Origin of the sequence: Catenuloplanes atrovinosus (assembly GCF_031458235.1) — a bacterium.
GTDB classification, from domain to species: domain Bacteria; phylum Actinomycetota; class Actinomycetes; order Mycobacteriales; family Micromonosporaceae; genus Catenuloplanes; species Catenuloplanes atrovinosus.
The window spans coordinates 2850205-2868745 of sequence record NZ_JAVDYB010000001.1; the positions used below are offsets into that span (position 1 = coordinate 2850205).

At 74.1% G+C, this 18541-nt stretch carries 17 protein-coding genes; 12 read left to right on the plus strand and 5 right to left on the minus strand.

Translation table 11 applies throughout. The features are described from left to right. The first annotated feature begins 21 nt into the window (after positions 1 to 21). The 7 genes from J2S41_RS12790 to J2S41_RS12820 all read left to right on the plus strand — a co-directional run bounded on the left by J2S41_RS12790 (position 22) and on the right by J2S41_RS12820 (position 7210). Positions 22 to 528: a 2Fe-2S iron-sulfur cluster-binding protein gene (locus J2S41_RS12790; RefSeq protein ID WP_310367134.1), complete on the plus strand. Its 507-nt coding sequence runs from the start codon at positions 22 to 24 to the stop codon at positions 526 to 528. Next, the gene (locus J2S41_RS12795; protein ID WP_310367136.1) at positions 525 to 1514 is read left to right on the plus strand and encodes an FAD binding domain-containing protein; all 990 of its coding nucleotides are present in this window, start codon (positions 525 to 527) and stop codon (positions 1512 to 1514) included. The genes J2S41_RS12790 and J2S41_RS12795 overlap by 4 nt, the downstream gene beginning before the upstream one ends. After that, positions 1511 to 3820 (plus strand): xanthine dehydrogenase family protein molybdopterin-binding subunit, encoded by a 2310-nt coding sequence (locus J2S41_RS12800; protein ID WP_310367139.1) that lies wholly within the window; start codon positions 1511 to 1513, stop codon positions 3818 to 3820. Before J2S41_RS12795 ends, J2S41_RS12800 begins: the two co-directional genes overlap by 4 nt. Before the next feature lie 6 nt (positions 3821 to 3826). Continuing rightward, entirely contained in the window at positions 3827 to 4876 is a 1050-nt protein-coding gene (locus J2S41_RS12805) for an XdhC family protein (protein ID WP_310367141.1), read from the plus strand. A gap of 132 nt (positions 4877 to 5008) precedes the next feature. Beyond that, positions 5009 to 5686 carry a hypothetical protein gene (locus J2S41_RS12810; RefSeq protein WP_310367142.1) on the plus strand — a complete coding sequence of 226 codons (678 nt, stop codon included), beginning with the start codon at positions 5009 to 5011 and terminating at the stop codon, positions 5684 to 5686. 4 nt (positions 5687 to 5690) lie between these two features. Then, positions 5691 to 6548: a hypothetical protein gene (locus J2S41_RS12815; RefSeq protein ID WP_310367145.1), complete on the plus strand. Its 858-nt coding sequence runs from the start codon at positions 5691 to 5693 to the stop codon at positions 6546 to 6548. Between the two features lie 95 nt (positions 6549 to 6643). Beyond that, positions 6644 to 7210: a TetR/AcrR family transcriptional regulator gene (locus tag J2S41_RS12820; protein ID WP_310367148.1), complete on the plus strand. Its 567-nt coding sequence runs from the start codon at positions 6644 to 6646 to the stop codon at positions 7208 to 7210. Here the strand turns inward: J2S41_RS12820 and J2S41_RS12825 are convergent. After that, on the minus strand, positions 7194 to 8192 hold the full coding sequence (locus J2S41_RS12825; protein WP_310367149.1) for an alpha/beta fold hydrolase: 999 nt from the start codon (positions 8190 to 8192) through the stop codon (positions 7194 to 7196). The genes J2S41_RS12820 and J2S41_RS12825 overlap by 17 nt on opposite strands. Before the next feature lie 107 nt (positions 8193 to 8299). Here J2S41_RS12825 and J2S41_RS12830 point away from each other — a divergent pair, with 107 nt between their 5' ends. After that, positions 8300 to 10486 carry a GMC oxidoreductase gene (locus J2S41_RS12830; protein ID WP_310367151.1) on the plus strand — a complete coding sequence of 729 codons (2187 nt, stop codon included), beginning with the start codon at positions 8300 to 8302 and terminating at the stop codon, positions 10484 to 10486. 272 nt (positions 10487 to 10758) lie between these two features. Here the strand turns inward: J2S41_RS12830 and J2S41_RS12835 are convergent, their stop codons facing one another. After that, positions 10759 to 11826, minus strand: coding sequence for an asparaginase (locus J2S41_RS12835; RefSeq protein ID WP_310367153.1), 1068 nt, complete (start codon positions 11824 to 11826; stop codon positions 10759 to 10761). Between the two features lie 35 nt (positions 11827 to 11861). Continuing rightward, positions 11862 to 12503: a thymidine kinase gene (locus J2S41_RS12840; RefSeq protein ID WP_374728127.1), complete on the minus strand. Its 642-nt coding sequence runs from the start codon at positions 12501 to 12503 to the stop codon at positions 11862 to 11864. Between the two features lie 90 nt (positions 12504 to 12593). Between J2S41_RS12840 and J2S41_RS12845 the strand changes: the two genes are divergently transcribed. Both J2S41_RS12845 and J2S41_RS12850 read left to right on the plus strand, forming a co-directional pair. Further along, positions 12594 to 13298 carry an RNA polymerase sigma factor gene (locus J2S41_RS12845; RefSeq protein WP_310367157.1) on the plus strand — a complete coding sequence of 235 codons (705 nt, stop codon included), beginning with the start codon at positions 12594 to 12596 and terminating at the stop codon, positions 13296 to 13298. Beyond that, positions 13298 to 14608, plus strand: a complete 1311-nt coding sequence (locus tag J2S41_RS12850) for a hypothetical protein (protein ID WP_310367160.1) — start codon at positions 13298 to 13300, stop codon at positions 14606 to 14608. The genes J2S41_RS12845 and J2S41_RS12850 overlap by 1 nt, the downstream gene beginning before the upstream one ends. Before the next feature lie 44 nt (positions 14609 to 14652). On the opposite strand, the gene J2S41_RS12855 is transcribed toward J2S41_RS12850, so the two are convergent. Then, the gene (locus J2S41_RS12855) at positions 14653 to 16014 is read right to left on the minus strand and encodes a GH1 family beta-glucosidase (protein ID WP_310367162.1); all 1362 of its coding nucleotides are present in this window, start codon (positions 16012 to 16014) and stop codon (positions 14653 to 14655) included. A 168-nt stretch (positions 16015 to 16182) separates the two neighbouring features. Here J2S41_RS12855 and J2S41_RS12860 point away from each other — a divergent pair, with 168 nt between their 5' ends. Together J2S41_RS12860 and J2S41_RS12865 are read left to right on the plus strand one after the other, a co-directional pair. Beyond that, complete coding sequence (locus J2S41_RS12860) at positions 16183 to 17427, plus strand: ROK family transcriptional regulator (RefSeq protein ID WP_310367164.1); 1245 nt, start codon at positions 16183 to 16185, stop codon at positions 17425 to 17427. Further along, on the plus strand, positions 17402 to 17866 hold the full coding sequence (locus tag J2S41_RS12865; protein ID WP_310367166.1) for a hypothetical protein: 465 nt from the start codon (positions 17402 to 17404) through the stop codon (positions 17864 to 17866). Before J2S41_RS12860 ends, J2S41_RS12865 begins: the two co-directional genes overlap by 26 nt. Position 17867: 1 nt before the next feature. Here the strand turns inward: J2S41_RS12865 and J2S41_RS12870 are convergent, their stop codons facing one another. Continuing rightward, on the minus strand, positions 17868 to 18503 hold the full coding sequence (locus tag J2S41_RS12870; RefSeq protein ID WP_310367169.1) for a TetR/AcrR family transcriptional regulator C-terminal domain-containing protein: 636 nt from the start codon (positions 18501 to 18503) through the stop codon (positions 17868 to 17870). Positions 18504 to 18541 lie beyond the last annotated feature (38 nt).

Below are 18541 nucleotides of genomic sequence, written 5' to 3' on the forward strand. Positions count from 1 at the left end.
CGGCGTTCATAGCGTGAAGAAATGACGATGACAGTCAACGGTACGCAGGTCCCGCCGCCGGATGATCCGCGCGTCTCCCTGCTCGACCTGCTGCGCGACCGGCTGCACCTGACCGGCACGAAGGTCGGCTGCAACCAGGGCGCGTGCGGCGCGTGCACGGTGCTGATCGACGGCGACCGGGTGCTCTCCTGCCTGACGCTGGCCGTGCAGGCGGACGGCCGGTCGGTCACCACGATCGAGGGCCTCGGCACGGCCGGCGACCTGCACCCGCTCCAGGCCGCGTTCGTCGAGCGGGACGGTCTCCAGTGCGGGTACTGCACGCCCGGCCAGATCTGCGCGGCCGCGGCCATGCTGGACGAGGTCCGGGCCGGCGCGCCCAGCTACGTGACCGCGGACCTGGGTGCGGAGCGCGTGGCGCTGTCCCGCGACGAGGTGCGCGAGCGGATGAGCGGCAACCTGTGCCGGTGCGGGGCGCACCACGGCATCGTGGACGCGATCATGCAGGTGGCGGGGGAGCGCGAGGCATGAACCCGATCACGTATCGCCGGGCCTCGTCGGTCGCGGACGCGGTCGCGACGGCCGGCACGGACGGCTGGCGGCTGCTGGGCGGCGGCACCAACCTGGTCGACCTGATGCGCAAGGGCGTGGAGACGCCGTCCGGGCTGCTGGACGTGACCGGGCTGCTGCCGGACACGATCTCGCCGCTGCCCGGGGGCGGGCTGACGATCGGCGCGGCCGCGCGGAACAGCGCGATCGCGGCGCACCCGCTGGTCCGGCGCGACTATCCGATGCTGTCCCGGGCGATCCTGGCCGGCGCGTCCGCGCAGATCCGCAACATGGCCACGGCCGGCGGGAACCTGATGCAGCGCACCCGCTGCGCGTACTTCGCGGACGCGGCCGGCTCCCGCTGTAACAAGCGCGAGCCGGGCAGCGGCTGCGACGCGATCGGCGGCTTCAACCGCTACCACTCGATTTTCGGCGCCTCGGCCTCCTGCGTGGCGGCGCACCCGTCCGACATGTGCGTGGCACTGGCCGCGCTGGACGCCCGGATCACGGTCAGCGGGGCCGGCGGCGACCGGACGATCCCGATCGGTGAGTTCTACCGGCTGCCCGGCGACCGGCCGGACCTGGAGACCGCGCTCACGCCGGACGAGGTGATCGTGTCGATCGAGCTGCCGCCGTCCACGGTCGCCGCGACCTCGGCGTACCGCAAGGTCCGGGACCGGGCCAGCTACGCGTTCGCGCTGGTCTCGGTGGCGGCGGCGCTGGACGTGCGGGACGGGGTCGTGCACGACGTGCGGATCGCGCTCGGCGGCGTCGCGCCGCGGCCGTGGCGGGCCGGCCACGCCGAGGAGGCGCTGCGCGGCGCCCGGCCCACGGACGAGGCGATCGCCACCGCCGTCTCGGCGGAGCTGGCCCACGCGACGCCGCTGCCCGGCAACACCTTCAAGCTCGAACTGGTACGCCGAACGGTGTCCGCCCTGCTGGCCGATCTTCGAGGAGGTCCGGCATGAGCCGGGTGCGGAATGTCATGATCGGGTCGGCGCGGCGGGTGATGGGCTGGATGCCGGACCGGCTGCTGCCGGGCGGCGGCGTGCCGGACCCGCTGATCGAACGGCGGAACGAGGTCGGCCGGGCCACCTCGCGCCTGGACGGCCCGCTCAAGGTGACCGGCCGCGCGCCGTTCGTGACCGAGACCGTGATGGACGGTCAGGTCTGCGCCGCGCTGGTGTACAGCACGATCACCCGCGGCCGGATCACCCGCCTCGACACCCGGGCCGCGGAGGCGTCGCCCGGCGTGGTGCTGGTGCTGACCCACCGGAACATGCCCCGGCTCGGCATCGTCCCGATGCCCGGCGGCGCCAACCTGTTCGCGCCCGGCAACAGCGGGCTGCCGATCATGCAGGACCCCGAGGTGCGGTACAACGGGCAGGTGGTCGCGGCCGTGCTCGCGGAGACGCAGGAGCAGGCGGACCACGCGGCGACGCTGATCGAGATCGACTACGCCGCACGGCCGGCCGCCACCCGGTTCGAGGAGGCGAAGGCGGACGCGCGTACCCCGGCGTCGATCCTGATCGAGCGCAACCACGTGTCGATCGGCGGCGCCGAGCGGCGATTGAGCGGTGCGGTCCACCGCGTGGATCAGGTCTACCGGACGCCGCGCCACAACCACAACGCGATCGAGCTGCACGGCGTGACCGCGGCCTGGGACGGCGATTCGCTGCTGGTCCACGACACCACGCAACTGATCGCCCGGGAGGCACGCGGGCTCGCTACCGTCTTCGGCCTGAAGGACGAGCAGGTACGGGTGGTGTCGCCGTTCATCGGCGGCGGGTTCGGCGGCAAGGGGCTGTGGGACCACCAGATCATCGCGGTCGCGGCGGCCCGGGTCGCCGGGCGGCCGGTGCGGCTGCGGCTGTCCCGGGAGGGCGTCTACCGGATCATCGGCGGCCGGAGCCCGTCCGAGCAGCGGGTGGCGGTCGGCGCGGACGCGGACGGCCGGTTCACCGCGCTGATCCACACCGGGTACACCGTGATGCCGGCCTACGGCGCCTGCCCGGAGCAGTTCACCATGGGTACGCGCACGGCGTACCGGGCGGACAGTTTCGAGCTTCTCCAGCGGCACCTGGACCTGGACATCGTGCCGAACACGTTCATGCGGACGCCGGGCGAGACGATCGGCACGTTCGCGGTGGAGAGCGCGATCGACGAGCTCGCGGACGCGATGGACGCGGACCCGGTCGAGCTGCGCCTGCGCAACCTGCCGGACCGGCATCCGATCTCCGGCGCGCCGTTCTCGCAGCACGCGCTGCACCAGGCGTTCGTCGACGGCGCCGCGCGGTTCGGCTGGGACCGGCGGACCGCGAAGCCCGGTGAGCGGCGCGACGGCGAGTGGCTGATCGGCATGGGCTGCGCCTCCGGCGGCTTCCCGTACGCGCGGATGCCCGGCGCGAACGTCCGCCTCACGCTGCGCCGCGACGGCACGGTCGAGATCTCCTGCTCCGCGCAGGACATGGGCATGGGTACGACCACGGTGCAGGCCCAGCACGCCGCGGACCGGCTCGGCCTGCCGCTGGACCGGATCACGTTCACGCTCGGCGACTCCGCGCTGCCCGCGAGCCCGATGGCCGGCGGCTCCTCGCAGACCGCTTCGATCATGGCGGCGGTCATGTCCGCGGCCGGCAAGCTCCGCGACGAGCTGCTGAAACTCGCCGGCCCGGACAGCCCGGTCGCCGGACTGCGCGCGGACGCGGTCACGCTGACCGGCGGCGGCGTCACCGCGCCCGGCGACCGGCACGACCCGTACACCGCGATCCTGGCCCGGGCGGGGCGCGACGAGGTGACCGTGACCGCGACCGGCGCGCCGCCGCTGGAATTCCTCAAGTACACGATGCACAGCTCCTCGGCGATCTTCTGCGAGGTGCGGGTCAGCGAGATCACCGGCGAGGTGCGGGTGAACCGGCTGCTCGGCTCGTTCGACTGCGGCACCGTGCTCAACCCGAAGACCGCGGCGAGTCAGCTGCGCGGCGGCATGATCATGGGGTTGGGCGTGGCGCTGACCGAGGAGACGCTGTTCGACGAGCGCACCGGCCGGATCATGAACCCGTCGCTGGCCGACTACCACATCCCGGCGCACCTGGACGTGCCCGACATCGAGGTGATCTGGACCGGCATCCCGGACCCGCACTCACCGCTCGGCGCGCGCGGCCTCGGCGAACTCGGCACCAGCGGCGTCGCGGCCGCGATTGCGAACGCGGTGTTCAACGCGACCGGCACCCGGGTGCGCGACCTGCCGATCACGCTGGACAAGCTGCTGTGAGCCACGATGCGTGACATCGCCGACGGGCTGGCCGCGTGGCGGGCCGACGGCGTCCGGTTCGCGATCGCGACCGTGGTGCGGACGTGGCGGTCCGCACCCCGGTCGCCGGGCGCCGCGATGGCCGTCTCGGAGACCGGCGAGGTGATCGGCAGCGTCTCCGGCGGCTGCGTGGAGGGCGCGGTCTACGAGCTGGCCCGGTCCGTGCTGGAGACCGGCGTGGCGGTCACCGAAACGTACGGCGTGGCCGACGGTGACGCGTTCGCGGTCGGCCTCACCTGCGGGGGCACCATCGAGGTGCTGGTGCAGCCGGACACCGGCCTGTCCGACGAGGCCCTCTCCGCGGTACGGCAGGGGCGCCCGATCGCGATCGCGTCCCCGCTGGAGCCCGGCGACGGCTTGGGACGGCGCCTTTACGTACCCGCTGATGATGGTCATGAGGGTTTCGACCGGGTGGTGGCGGACCAGGCCGCGGGCATGCTCGCCGCCGGGTCCACCGGCGTCGTCGCGCTCGGCGCCGAGGCGCGGCGGGTGTTCGTGCAGTCGTTCACGCCACCGCCGCGCATGATCGTCTTCGGTGCGATCGACTTCGCCGCCGCGGTGGCGCGGATCGGGAAGTTCCTCGGCTACCACGTCACGGTCTGCGACGCCCGGCCGGTCTTCGCCACCCCGCGCCGCTTCCCGGACGCGGACGAGGTCGTGGTTCGATGGCCGCACGACTACCTGGCCGGCACCGCGATCGACGCCCGGACCGTCCTCTGCGTCCTGACCCACGACCCCAAGTTCGACGTGCCGCTGCTGACCCGCGCGCTGCGCTCCCCGGCCCGCTACATCGGCGCGATGGGCAGCCGCACCACCCACGCCGACCGCCTCACCCGCCTCCGCGAGGCCGGCGTCGGTGCGGACGAGCTCGCCCGCCTCTCCTCGCCGATCGGCCTCGACCTCGGCGCCCGCACCCCCGAGGAGACCGCCGTCTCCATCGCCGCCGAGATCATCTCCACCACCTGGGGCGGTTCCGGCCACCGCCTCACCGACCTGGACACCCCGATCCACCGCTGAACGCAACGTTTCCGCCGGGGAATATTGTCCTGATCATCGTGAATGACCGATTCACGTCAGAAGGAGGACGGGCAGCTGGGCGCAGGTTTGTACTGGGTGTAATCGATGCCTCGACATGTCGGAGGCGATCCCATGAGAACCCGACTCTGCCTGTTCCTCTTGCTGACCACGCTGATCACCGCCTGCGGTTCGGACGAGGAGTCACCGTCCGCCACCTGGACGGAGCCCAGCGCCTACCCCTCGGTGGAGCCGACGATGGCGACGGCACCGGCACCGGAGGGGACCGGGCCCGAGCCGGCCGCGCCCGGCGGCGGCAATAATCCGAACCTCAACTATGTCGGCGGGCCGGTCGGCGATGCCGGCGAGCAGGTCCTGGACGACGGCACCGTCTGCCAGAGCGTGGCATGGCTCGGCGAGGACGATTCCGAGGTGGGCGAGGGCGTCGCGTGGGAGGTCGTCAGCGTCGACGTCACCGGCGCCACCCCGGTGGGCGGGGACTGCGGCACGCCGTGCCAGGGCTTCACCTTCGACAGCGGCAGCGACCAGTGTCAACAGGCCGTCCGCCCGGGGCCGTCCACGGGCCGGCTCACCATCTACGGCCGGACACAGTGTTCCGCGTCGGCGGAGCGATGTGCCGCGTTCCGGGCGAGCCTGCGGCCGTCGTCGATCGAGATCGATCCGGCGGTGCCGGTCGAGCCGCCCACCGGCGAGGAGACGCCGCCGATCGAGGAGACGCCGCCGATCGAGGAGACGCCGCCGGTCGAGGAGACCGCGCCGGAGGAAGTGCCGACGCCGGACGCCGCGGGTTGACGGCGTGCCGGGGGAGGACGGGCGCAGCCGGCTGCCGGAGTGGATCGGCACCTGGGGCAGCGTGATCGCGCCGGTCAGCGTGCTGACCGCCGTGCTGTTCTACTTCGGGTACGTCTCGTCCCGCTCCCAGTACGAGTACTTCGGCGTGGACGTGGACGCGGTCGGGCTGGGCACCCAGGACTACGTGATGCGCAGCCCGCAGCCGCTGCTCGTACCGCTGATCGTGCTGACCCTGCTCGGCGCCGGCCTGCTGGCCGGGCACGCCGCGATCCGGGACCGCGTCACCACCGCCACCGGCCGCACGATGACGATCGCGCGCGCCGCCGGGCTGACGCTGCTGGCCGCCGGCGCGCTGCTGCTCGCCGGTTACCCGCTGGCCGGCCGCTGGGCCTACTATCCGCTGGTCACGCCGCTGCTGCTGGCGGTCGGCGGCGGGCTCACCGGGTACCTCGGACACCTGCGCGGCGCGGCGCCGGCGCACATCGCCCGGCGCGCGGCGCGGGTGCTGATCTACGTGCTGGTGGCCGCGAGCGTGTTCTGGGGCACCGCCACGGTCGCCCAGTGGTCCGGCCGCGGCCTGGCCATGAATCAGGCGCGCCACCTCAACGACCTGCCCCGGGTCATCCTGGACACCAAGGAGCGCCTGCACCTGCGCGACCCGACCGTGCAGGAGTCCGCGCTCCCGGCCGAGGAGAACCAGACGTTCCGGTACCGCTACCGGCGCCTGCGGCTGCTCGTCGTCGGCCGGGAACGGCTGTTCCTGGTGCCGGAGGTGTGGTCGCCGAGCAACTCGACGCTGGTGGTGCCGATGGACGGCTCGGTGCGCGTGCAGTTCCAGTTCCAACCGCACCCGCCGTCGTGACCCGGCGGGTGGCGGTCGGCGACCGCGATCGCCTCCGTTAAAGTGAAGGCAGCCCTGCGCCTGACCGCCGGGGTGCCGCGCCGGCAGGAGGGCACGTGGCCGAACCCGACTCGCGGTACGTGGTGAGCCGCCCGCACCGCGCCGACGCCCGCCGCAACTTCGACGCGCTGCTCGCCGCCGCGCGCGAGGCCTTCGCCGCCGACGGTTCCGGCGCCTCGCTGGAGGGCATCGCGCGCCGCGCCGGCGTCAACATCGCCACGCTCTACCGCAACTTCCCGACCCGCCAGCATCTCTTCGAGACGGTGTACCTGGACGACGTCGAGGCGATGGCCCGGCTCGCGGCCGACCTCACCGACCGCGATCCGTGGGACGCGCTGGAGACCTGGCTGCGCCACTTCGTCGGGTACGCGGCCACGAAGCGCGCCGTCTACGACGCGATCGCCCACCGCGAGGCCATGTTCGTCACCGGCCGCGACCTCATCCACGCCGCGGGCCGCCCGCTGCTGCGGCGCGCGCAGGACTCCGGTCAGGCCCGCACGGACGTCACCTTCGAGGACGTCCTGTTCCTGATCAACGGCGTCAGCGGCGCCAACTTCGTCGAGAACGCCCAGCGCGACCGCGTCCTCACGATGGCCCTGGACGGCATCAGGCCCCGCCCCTGACGTCGTCCCGCACCCGCAGCTCGTCCAGGATCAGCGGGAACACGTCGCGGTCCGCGTGGCGCCCCAGCAGCACGTCCAGGTGCCCGTAGTCGGGCAGGACGTGCAGCGCGTGCCGCCCCGGCGCGTGCCGCTCCAGCCAGGAGAACGTGCGGCGCTGGCTCTCCGGCAGGAAGCACAGGTTGTGGGCGCCCGCGAGCAGCACGATCCGGGCGTCCGTGGCCGGCCCGCGCGCCGTGTGGTCGCGCGGCAGGCCGGGCAGCTCCGACACCAGGCGCCCGGCGCGCACGCACGCGGCCATCTGCCGGAAGAAGGTCATCGGCACCGGCCCGAACTCGTGCGGGATGAACGAGTCGTGCGTCTCCGGCGTCAGGTTCTCGTGCCGCCACAGCGCCGGCCGGCCGCTGCCGTACGTGAAGCTGACCAGCTTGCACACCAGGTTGTCGCACTCGTGGTGGAACGCCCGGACCAGCGCGGTCAGCACCCGCGGCGTGAGCGCGCGCGGCGGCACCAGCCCCCAGGACGGGTCCAGGTGGGTCAGCAGCCGGGACACCACCGGCGTGCCGGCGCGCAGCTTCACCCGGGACCAGGCCGGCACCACCGGGTGCAGCGACACCGCGTTGCTGACCACGGTGTCCACCCGCGGGAGCAGGCCCGCGCAGAGCGCCATCATGAACGTCACCGAGCCCTGGCAGTGCACGACCGCGGAGAGCCGGTCCGCGCCGGTCTCGGCCAGCACCGTGCGGACCGCCGCGGGGTGGTCGAAGAGCGCGACCTCGTCCAGCGTCCATGAGCGGGCCGGCAGGTCGATGCTGCCGCGCCAGTCGAGCAGCCACACGTCCCGGCCGGCGCCGGCGAGCGCGCGGCCGAGCCGGTGGAAGATGGCGGAGCGCACGCCCGCGCCGTGCACCAGCAGCACCGGGGCGCCGTCGCCGCGGATGTTGGTCAGCCGAAGTGGTGTGCCGTCGTCGGCACGGAATGGCACGAGACGCTCCATGATGTATCCCCCCGTATATCTGACACGCACGATAGCCGCGGCATGCAACGATGAATGCGAGTTCGTCAATCGGCACGCATTTCGGGGGAGGCGTGATGCCGGGTTCAGTCGAACATGCCGACGTCGTGGTGGTCGGGTCCGGTTTCGGGGGATCCGTCGCGGCGTACCGGTTCGCGGAAGCGGGCCTGGGCGTGGTGGTGATGGAGCGAGGCAAGGCGTACGCGCCGGGTGACTTCCCGCGTACGCCGGCCGGGATGGCACGCAATCTGTGGGATCCGAGCGAGGGCCTGCACGGCCTGTTCGACGTCTGGTCGTTCACCGGCATCGACGCGATCGTGTCCAGCGGGCTCGGCGGCGGATCGCTGATCTACGCGAACGTGCTGCTGCGCAAGGACGAGCGCTGGTTCGTGCGGAACGCGCCGCTGCCGGGCGGCGGCACCGAGGACTGGCCGGTCACCCGCGCGGACCTCGACCCGCACTACGACCGGGTGGAACGCATGATCGGCGTGACGCCGTACCCGTTCGGCACGGCGCCCTACGACCGCACGCCTAAGACGCTGGGCATGGCGGAGGCGGCCGCGCGGCGCGGGCTGGACCTGCGGCTGCCGCCATTGGCCGTGAGCTTCGCGGCCGGGCCCGGCGCGCACCCGGCGCCCGGGCGGGTCGTGGACCCGCCGGCGTACGGCAACCTGCACGGCGTACCGCGGCTGACCTGCCGGCTGTGCGGCGAGTGCGACATCGGCTGCAACGACGGCGCGAAGAACTCGCTGGACCACACCTACCTGTCCGCGGCCCGGCATCAGGGTGCGGACCTGCGGGTACGCCACGAGGTGCGCACGATCGCGGCGCGTGAGCAGGGCGGCTACGAGGTCCGGTACGTCATCCACGACGACTCGCCCTCGACGCGGCTGCCGGTACACGTGATCACCTGCGACCGGCTGGTGCTCGCGGCCGGCACGCTCGGCACGTCCTGGCTGCTGCTGCGCAACCGCGACCGGCTGCCCGGGCTCGGCCCCGCGCTCGGCACCCGGTTCAGCGGCAACGGTGACCTGCTCGGCTTCATCCTGCGCGCGGCCACCGAGGACGGACGGCCGCGCCCGCTGCGCGGCTCCTACGGACCCGTGATCACCAGCGCGGTGCGCGTACCGGACGAGGCCGACGGCGGCACGGGACGCGGACACTACGTGGAGGACGCCGGCTACCCCGCGTTCCTGGAGTGGCTGGTCGAGGCGACCCAGTGGTACGGGCTGACCCGGCGCGCGCTGATGTTCGCGCTGTCCCGCGCGCAGAACCGGCTCACCGGCGCCGGCCGCACCGCGATCGCCGCCGAACTGGGCGCGATGCTCGGCGGCGGCGAGCTGTCCGAGACGTCGCTGCCGCTGCTCGGCATGGGCCGGGACGTGCCGGACGGCCGGCTCGGCCTGCGCCGCGGCCGGCTCGCCGCGGACTGGAGCACGGACACGTCCGCGCGCTACTTCGAGGACGTGCAGGCCACCATGCGGGAGATCGCCACCGCGCTCGGCGGCGACTTCGAGACCAACCCGCTCGGCGCCATGCGGCAGGTGATCACGGTGCACCCGCTCGGCGGCGCGCCCATGGCCGACTGCCCGGAGCGCGGCGTGACCGACCCGTACGGCGAGGTCTTCGGACTGCCCGGCCTGTACGTGGCGGACGGCGCCGCGCTGCCCGGCCCGGTCGGCACCAACCCGGCGCTGACCATCGCCGCGCTCGCCGACCGGCTCTGCGACCGCGCGCTCAGCACGCCGCTGCGCCGCCCGCGATTCGTGTTCGCGCCGCCCACCCGGCTGTCGTTCACCGAGGAGATGACCGGCTTCTGCACGCTCCGGCTCACCGTGGAGATCGACGACGTGTTCCGGTTCGTCGCGGACCCGGACCACGAGGCGCGCGTGACCGGCCGGATCGACCATCCGCTGCTCGGCCGGCACGAGATCACCGACGGCACGTTCCGGCTGTTCCCGGACGAGGGCGGCACGGTCCGGCACATGCGCTACCGGCTGCCGTTCTCCGACCTGTGCCTGGTCGGCCGCAAGGACGTGCACGACGGCCCCGGCCCCGACCTGTGGCCGGACACCACCACGCTGCACGCCCGGATCGAGACCGTCCCGGGCGGCGAGCCGATCGACGAGGGGGAGATCGCCATCGGCCGGGCCGCGTTCCTGGAACAGCTCGCCACCGTGCGCGTCACCGGCCCGCGCCGGGCCGCCGCGCTCGCCGCGTTCGGCCGCCTCTTCGCCGGCACGCTGTGGGACGTCTACGCCTGACCACCGTGAACCGGGCGCGAGGCGGGAGATCGGGCTCAGCCGCCCCGCGCTCGGAGTAACGGCGTGCCGTCCGGCACGCCCGCCACATCGGCACCGCCACGGTGCGGCTGAGCCTTCCACCCGAGTCGCGCATCACAGCGACGCCCCCGGCGTTCGCTTTCCGGCCCTCTCTGCGCTCCCCGACCGCCGCATCGCCCTCCTGTGCGCGTCGCCCTCTCTGCGCGTCGCCCTCTCTGCGCGTCGCCCTCTCTGCGCGTCGATCTAGGCCGGATTCACGTGATTGGAGATCGATTCGCGGGAAGCCGCCCTAGATCGACGCGCAGAGGGGGCGACGCGGCGGTGGAGGGGTCGGCGGTGGCGGTGAACGCGGACGGGAGGTGGGTGGCCGGGACGCCGGCGGACAGCAGCAGGTGGAGCAGCACGCGCGCCTTCAGCGGGTCGAGCGGCCCGGCCGGGATGAGCCCGGCCCCGAGCAGGTCCACCTCGCCGCCCGGATAGCCGTAGGAGGAGGTCAGCACGTCGCCCTCGCCGGTCCGGGACGCGAGCACCACCGGCATCCGCGCGGCCAGGCGGCGCAGCACCGGCACCACCCCGGCCGGCACGTGCCCGCCGCCGAAGCCGGCGATCACCGCGCCGTGCCACGCGTCGTCCCGGAGCAGCGTCTCGGCCAGCGTGCCGTCGTCGCCGAGCGCCATGGTCAGCAGCGCCACCCGCACCCGTGGCCGCCGCGGGTCGAGGGCCGGCAACGGTACGCCCGGGCCGCGCGCCGCCGCGTTGACGAACCGCACCCGCCCCTCGGTCACCTGCCCGAGCACGCCGCCGCCCGGCGACCGGAACGCGGCCACGCCGGTGGTGTGCGTCTTCCGCACCCGTACCGCCGCGTGGATCTCGTCCGCCATCACCACCAGCACGCCGCGCCCGCGCGCCTGCGGGCTCACCGCCACCCGTACCGCCGCGAGGAGGTTCGCCGGCCCGTCCGCGCCGGCCGCGCTCGCCGCCCGCATCGCGCCGGTCATCACCACCGGCGTGTCCCCGCGGTAGGCGAGGTCCAGCAGGTAGGCGGTCTCCTCCATGCTGTCCGTGCCCTGGGTGACCACGATTCCGTCCACGCCGTCCAGCGCGTCCAGCACGGCCGCCAGCCCGAGCAGGTCGTCGAAGCTCAGCGACGCGCTCGCGGTCTGCCGGAAGTCCAGCACCTCCACGTCCACGCCAGCGCCGGCCAGCCCCGGCACGGCCGCGACGAGTTGCGCCGCGCCCAGCGCGGGCACGACCGCACCGGCGTCGGCGGACATCGCGATCGTGCCGCCGAGGCCGATCAGCATCACCCGGGGTCGTGGCATCGCAAGATCATAAGCGCGCCCGGGTACGGACGAGGTCAGTTCAGCGTGCCGGTGCGGTGGTGACGGCGGCAGAGCACCTGGTAGCGCACGTCCGCCGCGGCCGCGGTGTCGCCGATCACCACCTGCTCACCGGCGCGCGCGATCTGCCCGTCCACGATCCGCGCGTTGAGGTGCCCGCGCCGCCCGCACCAGCACAGCACCTCCACCTGCAGCCGGTGCACCTCGTCGGCCAGCTCGAACAGCCGCTGCGACGCCGGGAACAGCCGCGACCGGAAGTCGCTGGCCAGCCCGAACGCGAAGACGTCGACGCCGGCGCGGTCGACCAGGTCGGCCAGCTGCTCGATGTGCTCGACCGTGTAGAAGCACGCCTCGTCGCAGATCAGGTAGTCGACCTTGCCGTACGCCAGGTCCCACAGGTTCAGGTCGTCGGTGACCTCGATCGCGTCCTGGGCGAGCCCGATCCGCGTGGTGACCTTCGGCCCGAGCGACCGGTCGTTGCGCGTCACCACCAGTCCGCGCCGCCCCTGCCGGCTGTGGTTGTGGTGCATCTGCAGCGCCAGCGTCGACTTCCCGCAGTCCATCGGCCCCCAGTAGAACGTCAGCCGGGCACCGTGCCCGTTGCCGCCGAGCCCCGGCAGGGGGGAGTGGGTGGTCGCGAGCGCGGAGTCGTTCTTCACGGCCGGTGAGCATAGCCGGTAACAGGCACGCCGCCCCGGGACACATAGACAGGTGAGACCCTGTTCGCCACGCCGCCCGGAGGCCATCGCATGGGACCACCCGACCCCGACGACCGGGACGAGGCCTGGTTCAGCGCCCTTTATACCGACTTCTACCACCATATTCTCCGGTACGGCGTGCGCCGCCTGCCGGACACGGAGGCCGCGTCCGAGCTGGCCCAGGACGTGTTCGTGATCACCTGGCGGCGGCGCACCGAGGTGCCCGCCACGCCGCTGCCCTGGCTCTACGGCGTCGCCCGCCGCGTGCTCGCCAACCGCCGCCGCGCCGACACCCACCTGCCGGTGCCGCTCGCCGACGTGCCGGAGACCCCGGTCAGCGACGAGCCGGCCACCGCCCTCGACCTGCGCGCCGCCCTCGCCACGCTCCCCGAACCCGACCAGGAGATCCTCCGCCTCGTCGGCTGGGAGGAGCTGAGCGTCTCCGAGGCCGCGCACGTCCTCGGCTGCTCCCGCACCGCCGCCGGCGTCCGCCTCCACCGCGCTCGTCGCCGCCTCACCTCCGCCCTCCAACACCCACCACGCCGCCCTCCGACACCGGACAGACCGGCACCGCCCGGCCGGACCGCAGTGTCCGGCCGGACCGCGATATCCGGCTGGCCCGGCGCAGACATGCCGGAGTCGTGGCGGGCGCCGGAGCCGCGGGCCGCACGGGCCGGCGTGAACGGGCTCGGAAACGGCACCACCCGGCCGGCCCCGCTGGGCGCGGCCGTCGACGACAGGGGAGGAAGACGATGATGCGGTCCACGCAATGGGCCCGTGACCTGCTCGGTCCCGCCGATCCGGCCCGCGCGCCGGGCCCGGTACCGCCACCGGTGCCGGCGCGTGCGCTGATCGCGCGCGCGGACCGTACCCCCGATGCGGTCCTGACCGTTCGCTCCGGCACCGCGTCCATCGCGCCCGCCGTGGCCGGACGCCCCGCCGGCGAGGCCCGCGTGCCGCGCCGCGCCGTCCTCATCGGCGCCGCGGCGGGCGTCTCGGGCGTCGCGCTCGGCAGCACGGTCCTGGCGCGGGCGTTCCCGGGCGGGGCCGCGCCGGAGTCCGCCGCCCCGGCCGGATCGGCCCCGTACTGGGACGACGTGCTGTCGCCGATCGCATTCGAGATCACCGAGGGCGCGCCGCCCGCGGCGGATCGGCTGCGCGAGCTGGCCGGTCGGCTCACCCCGTCCACCGCCGAGGCCGGCACGGGAGGCTATCTGGCCAGCCACGAGCGGTTCTGGGAACGCGGCAGGTTCGCGGCGCCCGGCGCTGTGCCGGCCGGGCCGGGTTCGCCGTCCCGGCCCGGCACGCCGGCAAGCCCGGACGGCGCCCGATCCTGGCCGGGCCCGCCGGGCACGCCGTCCGGCGTTCCCGCGACCCCGCACGTCACGCCGCCCGCGTCCGGCGCCACCGCCGTCCCGCCGAACAGCCCTCCCGGCGGCGCAAGCCCGGCGGGCACGCCGTCGCGGACCGCCGGCACGGATGCCGGGCCGTGGCCGGGGCCCGACGCACCCGCCGGGGCGCCGGATGCCGGCGTCGCCTATGACCGGTGGGTCTGGTGGGCGCCCGGTGAGCAGGCCGAGCGCGCGTCCGCGCTCCGCCTCGAGTACGTGAGCGCGGCGGCCCGCGACCGCTGGCACGCGAACGAGGTTCCGTCACCCGCCCCGCAGAGCGAGAACACCACCGGTTCCGACGTGCGGACCACCGACGAGCTGATCGCCGGGCTGACCGGGGCGGGCCGGCGGGAGACGATCGAGACCGCGATCGCGATCGCGCGGCGCGGCACCGATTGCGCCGGCCGCGCCCGCTTCCTGCGCGCGCTGGCGGACACGGGGCCGCGGTGGCTGTGGCGCGGCGGCGTCACCGATCGGCTCGGCCGGGCCGGCATGGCGATCAGCGTGGAGCCGGACGACTCGGACCCGGGCCGCGCCGTGCTGGTCTTCCACCCCGGCACCGGCGAGCTGCTCTGCGTGGAGCGGAGCCGGCCGGACGAGCACGGCGGTCAGCTCGACGCGTACCACATGGTCCTCGGCTCACGGCTCGTGAGCGAGTCCGGCCGGACCTGGTGACGGCTCCCCGGCGCCGCGCGACGGCGCCGGGCAGCCGTGCTCGCTCAGGCGACCGGGGCGGTCACCTCGGCCCGGTGGTTGCGGATGATCTCCGCGTACCGGTGGCCGCTGTTCTTGATCGTGCGGACCTGGGTGTCGTAGTCCACGTGGACCAGCCCGAACCGCTTGTCGTAGCCGTACGCCCACTCGAAGTTGTCCAGCAGCGACCACGCGAAGTAGCCGGCCAGCGGCGCGCCCTGCGCCACCGCGGACGCGCACGCGGCCAGGTGGTCCTCCAGGTACGCGGTGCGCTGCTTGTCCTCGACCGTGCCGTCCGGGCCCGGCGTGTCCGCCCAGGCGGACCCGTTCTCGGTCACGTAGATCTTCGGTACGCCGTACTCGTTCGTCACCCGCAGCAGCAGCTGCTCCAGCCCGTCCGCGTGGACCTCCCAGCCCATCGCGGTCTCCAGCGCGCCCTCCACCGGCACCTGCCGCCCGTGCGGCGCCGGTGCGGCCGGGTCGTCCGCGATGAGCTGCCGGAAGTAGTAGTTGAGCCCGAAGAACTCGGTCGGCGCCGCGATCGCCTCCAGGTCACCGGCCTGCACCGGCGGCTCGATGCCGTACGTCGCGATCATGTCCGCCGGGTAGCCGCGCCCGTAGACCGGGTCCAGCCACCAGCGGTTCGTGTGCCCGTCCGCCCGGTGCGCGGCGGCGACGTCCTCCGGCCGGTCACTGGCCGGCTCGATCGGGCTGAGGTTGAGCACGATGCCCACCTCGGCCGGGCGCGGCGCGGACGCGCGGACCGCGGCCATGCCCAGCCCGTGCGCGAGCAGCAGGTGGTGACTGGCCGGGATCGCGCGGGCCAGCGACTTCTCGCCCGGCGCCATGGTGCCGTCCAGGTGGCCGATCCACGCGCTGCACAGCGGCTCGTTCATGGTCATCCAGTCGGTGACCCGGTCGCCGAGCCGCGCCGCGACCACGGCCGCGTAGTCGGCGAACGCGTACGCGGTGTCCCGGGCCGGCCAGCCGCCGAGGTCCTGCAGCGCCTGCGGCAGGTCCCAGTGGTAGAGCGTGGCGAACGGCGTGACGCCCGCGGCGAGCAGCTGGTCGACCAGGCGGTCGTAGAAGTCCAGGCCGGCCGCGTTGACCTGGCCGCGCCCGTCCGGGATCACCCGCGGCCACGCGATCGAGAAGCGGTAGGCGTCCAGCCCGAGGCGCTTCATCAGCGCCACGTCCTCCGGTACGCGGTGGTAGTGATCGGCGGCGACGTCGCCGGTGTCGCCGTTGTCGATCGCGCCGGGCACGCGGCAGAACGTGTCCCAGATCGACGGCTTGCGGCCGTCGGCGGCCACGGCTCCCTCGATCTGGTACGCCGACGTGGCAGCCCCCCAGACGAAGGCCGGGGGAAGGGCGGCGAACTCGCGCACTGAGGCTCCTCCGAAGATGATCTTTCAACACTTAATTTACGACGTCATTAAACCAGGCGTGTGGTCAGACTCAAGGGGCCCGAACGGTTGCATCACGCCTTGGTTCATGCTTTACCGAACGCGCATGCGGCATGCTGGACGCGGCCACCTCGACGGGAGAGCGACACCATGGACCCGAAGCGCACGACCGTGCGCGACGTACGCCGCGCCAACCGCTCCGTGCTGCTGAGCAACCTGTACCGCAGCGGTCCGATCTCCCGGCACGAGTTGGCCCAGACCACCGCGCTCAGCCAGGCCAGTGTCAGCAACCTGATCGGCGAGATGGTCGCGGAGGGCCTGGTCGAGGAGGCCGGCTCGGTCGACTCCGACGGCGGGCGCCCACGCATCCTGCTGCGCGTGGCCCCCGGCTTCGGTCACGTGATCGGCGCGGACGTGGGCGAGACGCGCGTCCAGGTGGAACTGTTCGACCTGGCCATGACGCCGCTGGCCAAGGCCGAGTTCCCGATCACCTCGCCGCGCCCGGCACCGGAGACCGTGCTGGCCCACCTGCGCGACGGGCTCGCGTCCGTGATCGCCCAGTCCGGCGTCGACCCGGCGTCCGTGCTCGGCTTCGGCGTCGCGGTCTCCGGCGTGGTCGACTCCGGCGCCGTGGTGCACGCGCAGACGCTCGGCTGGGAGGGCGTGCCGCTCGGCGCCATGCTGCGCGAGTTCACCGACATCCCGGTGCTGGTCGACAACGGCGCGAAGACGCTCGGCCAGGCCGAGATGTGGTTCGGTGCGGGCCGGGGCGCGCGGCACGCCGTGGTCGCGCTGGTCGGCTCCGGCGTCGGCGCCGCGGTCATCGCGGACGGCGCGTCCTACCGCGGCGCGCACTCCAGCGCGGGGGAGTGGGGCCACACCCCGATCGTGTACGGCGGGCGCCCGTGCCGCTGCGGCGCGCAGGGCTGCCTCGAGGCGTACGTCGGCGCGGAGAGCGTGCTGGACCGCTTCCGCCAGGCCAACCGCGGCCGGCCCGCGCCCGGCGCGGACGAGGAGTCCGCGCTCGCCGCCGTGCTCGCCGCGCACGGCACGAGGGCCGGCGCGCAGGTGCTCGCGGACACCGCCGGCTACCTCGGCGCCGGCCTCGCCACGCTGGTCAACCTGTTCAACCCGGAGCGGATCGTGCTCGGCGGCTGGGCCGGGCTCGCGCTCGGCCAGGCGCTGCTGCCGCAGATCCGCGAGGCGACCGCCCGGCACGCGCTGCGCCGCCCGTACGAGCAGGTCTCCATCGAGCTGTGTCAGCTCGGCCCGGACGCGGTCGCGATGGGCGCGGCCACGCTCCCGGTCGCCCGCCTGCTCGCCGACGGCGGCGCCGCCGCGCGAATCCCCGCACGCGCGCCCGCCCGGGGTGTTGGCGGGCGGCGCCGCCGGTAGTAACGTCCGTCGTATCGAACGGCGTCTCTTCTACCGCTTCTCCTGGACCGCGGGCGGCCAGAGCTTCAGCGCGGTCTGGGTCAGCCCCGAGCCGGGCGACTTCTCGCCCGGCCAGCGCGCGCTCGCCGAGGAGCTCGCCGAGCGGTACGAGTTGCCCACCGACCATCGAGACTGGCAGCTGCGCGCGGTCGAGGTCGACCCGGACGACGCCTGCCACTGGTCGATCGCCTCCGTCGCCTACCTGGCCGCGCTGCGCGCCGCCACCGAGCGCCGCGCCGCCGACGAGGCCGTCCACATGCCCTCGGCCCGCTCCCGCCGCGACCACGCCGAGACCCTGGCGCGGTACGCGGCGGCCGTCCGCGCCGCCGAGCGCCTCTACCAGCCCTCCCGCGACGAGGCCGCCCGCTACCTCGACAAGGTCCTCGGCGCCGGCGCCTGACCTACCCCGACCCGGCGTACCCGGCGAGCAGCAGATCGACCGCCACCGTGAACCGGGCCGCCGCGTCCGCCCCCGCGCCGGTCTCGATCACCTCCGCCAGCAGCGGGAACTCGGCCGGGTCCGGCATCACGGCCGGGGTCGCCGCCTCCTCGTGCCCCGGCGTCCGGCCCGCCTCCGCCAGCGTGTGCCCGATGGTGAACGTGGTCAGCACGGTGATCACGTCCATCGCCCGGTCCAGCGGCAGCCCCGCCGCCCGCATCGCGCCCAGCCACCGCTCCGACCGGCGCATCGACGCGGCGGAGCCGACCGGCCGGGTGGCGGCCAGCGGCAGCACGCCCGGGTGGGCCAGGAACGCCGCGCGCAGCGCGTGCGCGTACCCGCGCATCCAGGGCAGCCACGCGTCCGGCGCGTCCACGGCCGCCATCGCGGTCTCCAGCACCCGGTCCACGAGCGCGTCGAACAGCGCCTCCTTGTGCGGCACGTGGTTGTAGAGCGACATTGCCTCCACGCCCAGCTCCGCGCCGAGCCGCCGCATCGACAGCGCGGGCAGGCCGTGCCGGTCCACATAGTCCAGCGCGGCGTCCAGCACCCGCTCGCGGGTCAGCCCGGCCTTCTCCCCGACGCGTCGCGTGGCCACCGCACCTCCGTTGACAAAATTTACACCGTAAGTCACTC

Coding starts and splice junctions, on each gene's coding strand:
- J2S41_RS12790 (WP_310367134.1), top strand. CDS start 22: ATGACGATGACAGTCAACGGTACGCAGGTCCCGCCGCCGGATGATCCG.
- J2S41_RS12795 (WP_310367136.1), top strand. CDS start 525: ATGAACCCGATCACGTATCGCCGGGCCTCGTCGGTCGCGGACGCGGTC.
- J2S41_RS12800 (WP_310367139.1), top strand. CDS start 1,511: ATGAGCCGGGTGCGGAATGTCATGATCGGGTCGGCGCGGCGGGTGATG.
- J2S41_RS12805 (WP_310367141.1), top strand. CDS start 3,827: ATGCGTGACATCGCCGACGGGCTGGCCGCGTGGCGGGCCGACGGCGTC.
- J2S41_RS12810 (WP_310367142.1), top strand. CDS start 5,009: ATGAGAACCCGACTCTGCCTGTTCCTCTTGCTGACCACGCTGATCACC.
- J2S41_RS12830 (WP_310367151.1), top strand. CDS start 8,300: ATGCCGGGTTCAGTCGAACATGCCGACGTCGTGGTGGTCGGGTCCGGT.
- J2S41_RS12835 (WP_310367153.1), bottom strand. CDS start 11,826: ATGCCACGACCCCGGGTGATGCTGATCGGCCTCGGCGGCACGATCGCG.
- J2S41_RS12845 (WP_310367157.1), top strand. CDS start 12,594: ATGGGACCACCCGACCCCGACGACCGGGACGAGGCCTGGTTCAGCGCC.
- J2S41_RS12850 (WP_310367160.1), top strand. CDS start 13,298: ATGCGGTCCACGCAATGGGCCCGTGACCTGCTCGGTCCCGCCGATCCG.
- J2S41_RS12860 (WP_310367164.1), top strand. CDS start 16,183: ATGGACCCGAAGCGCACGACCGTGCGCGACGTACGCCGCGCCAACCGC.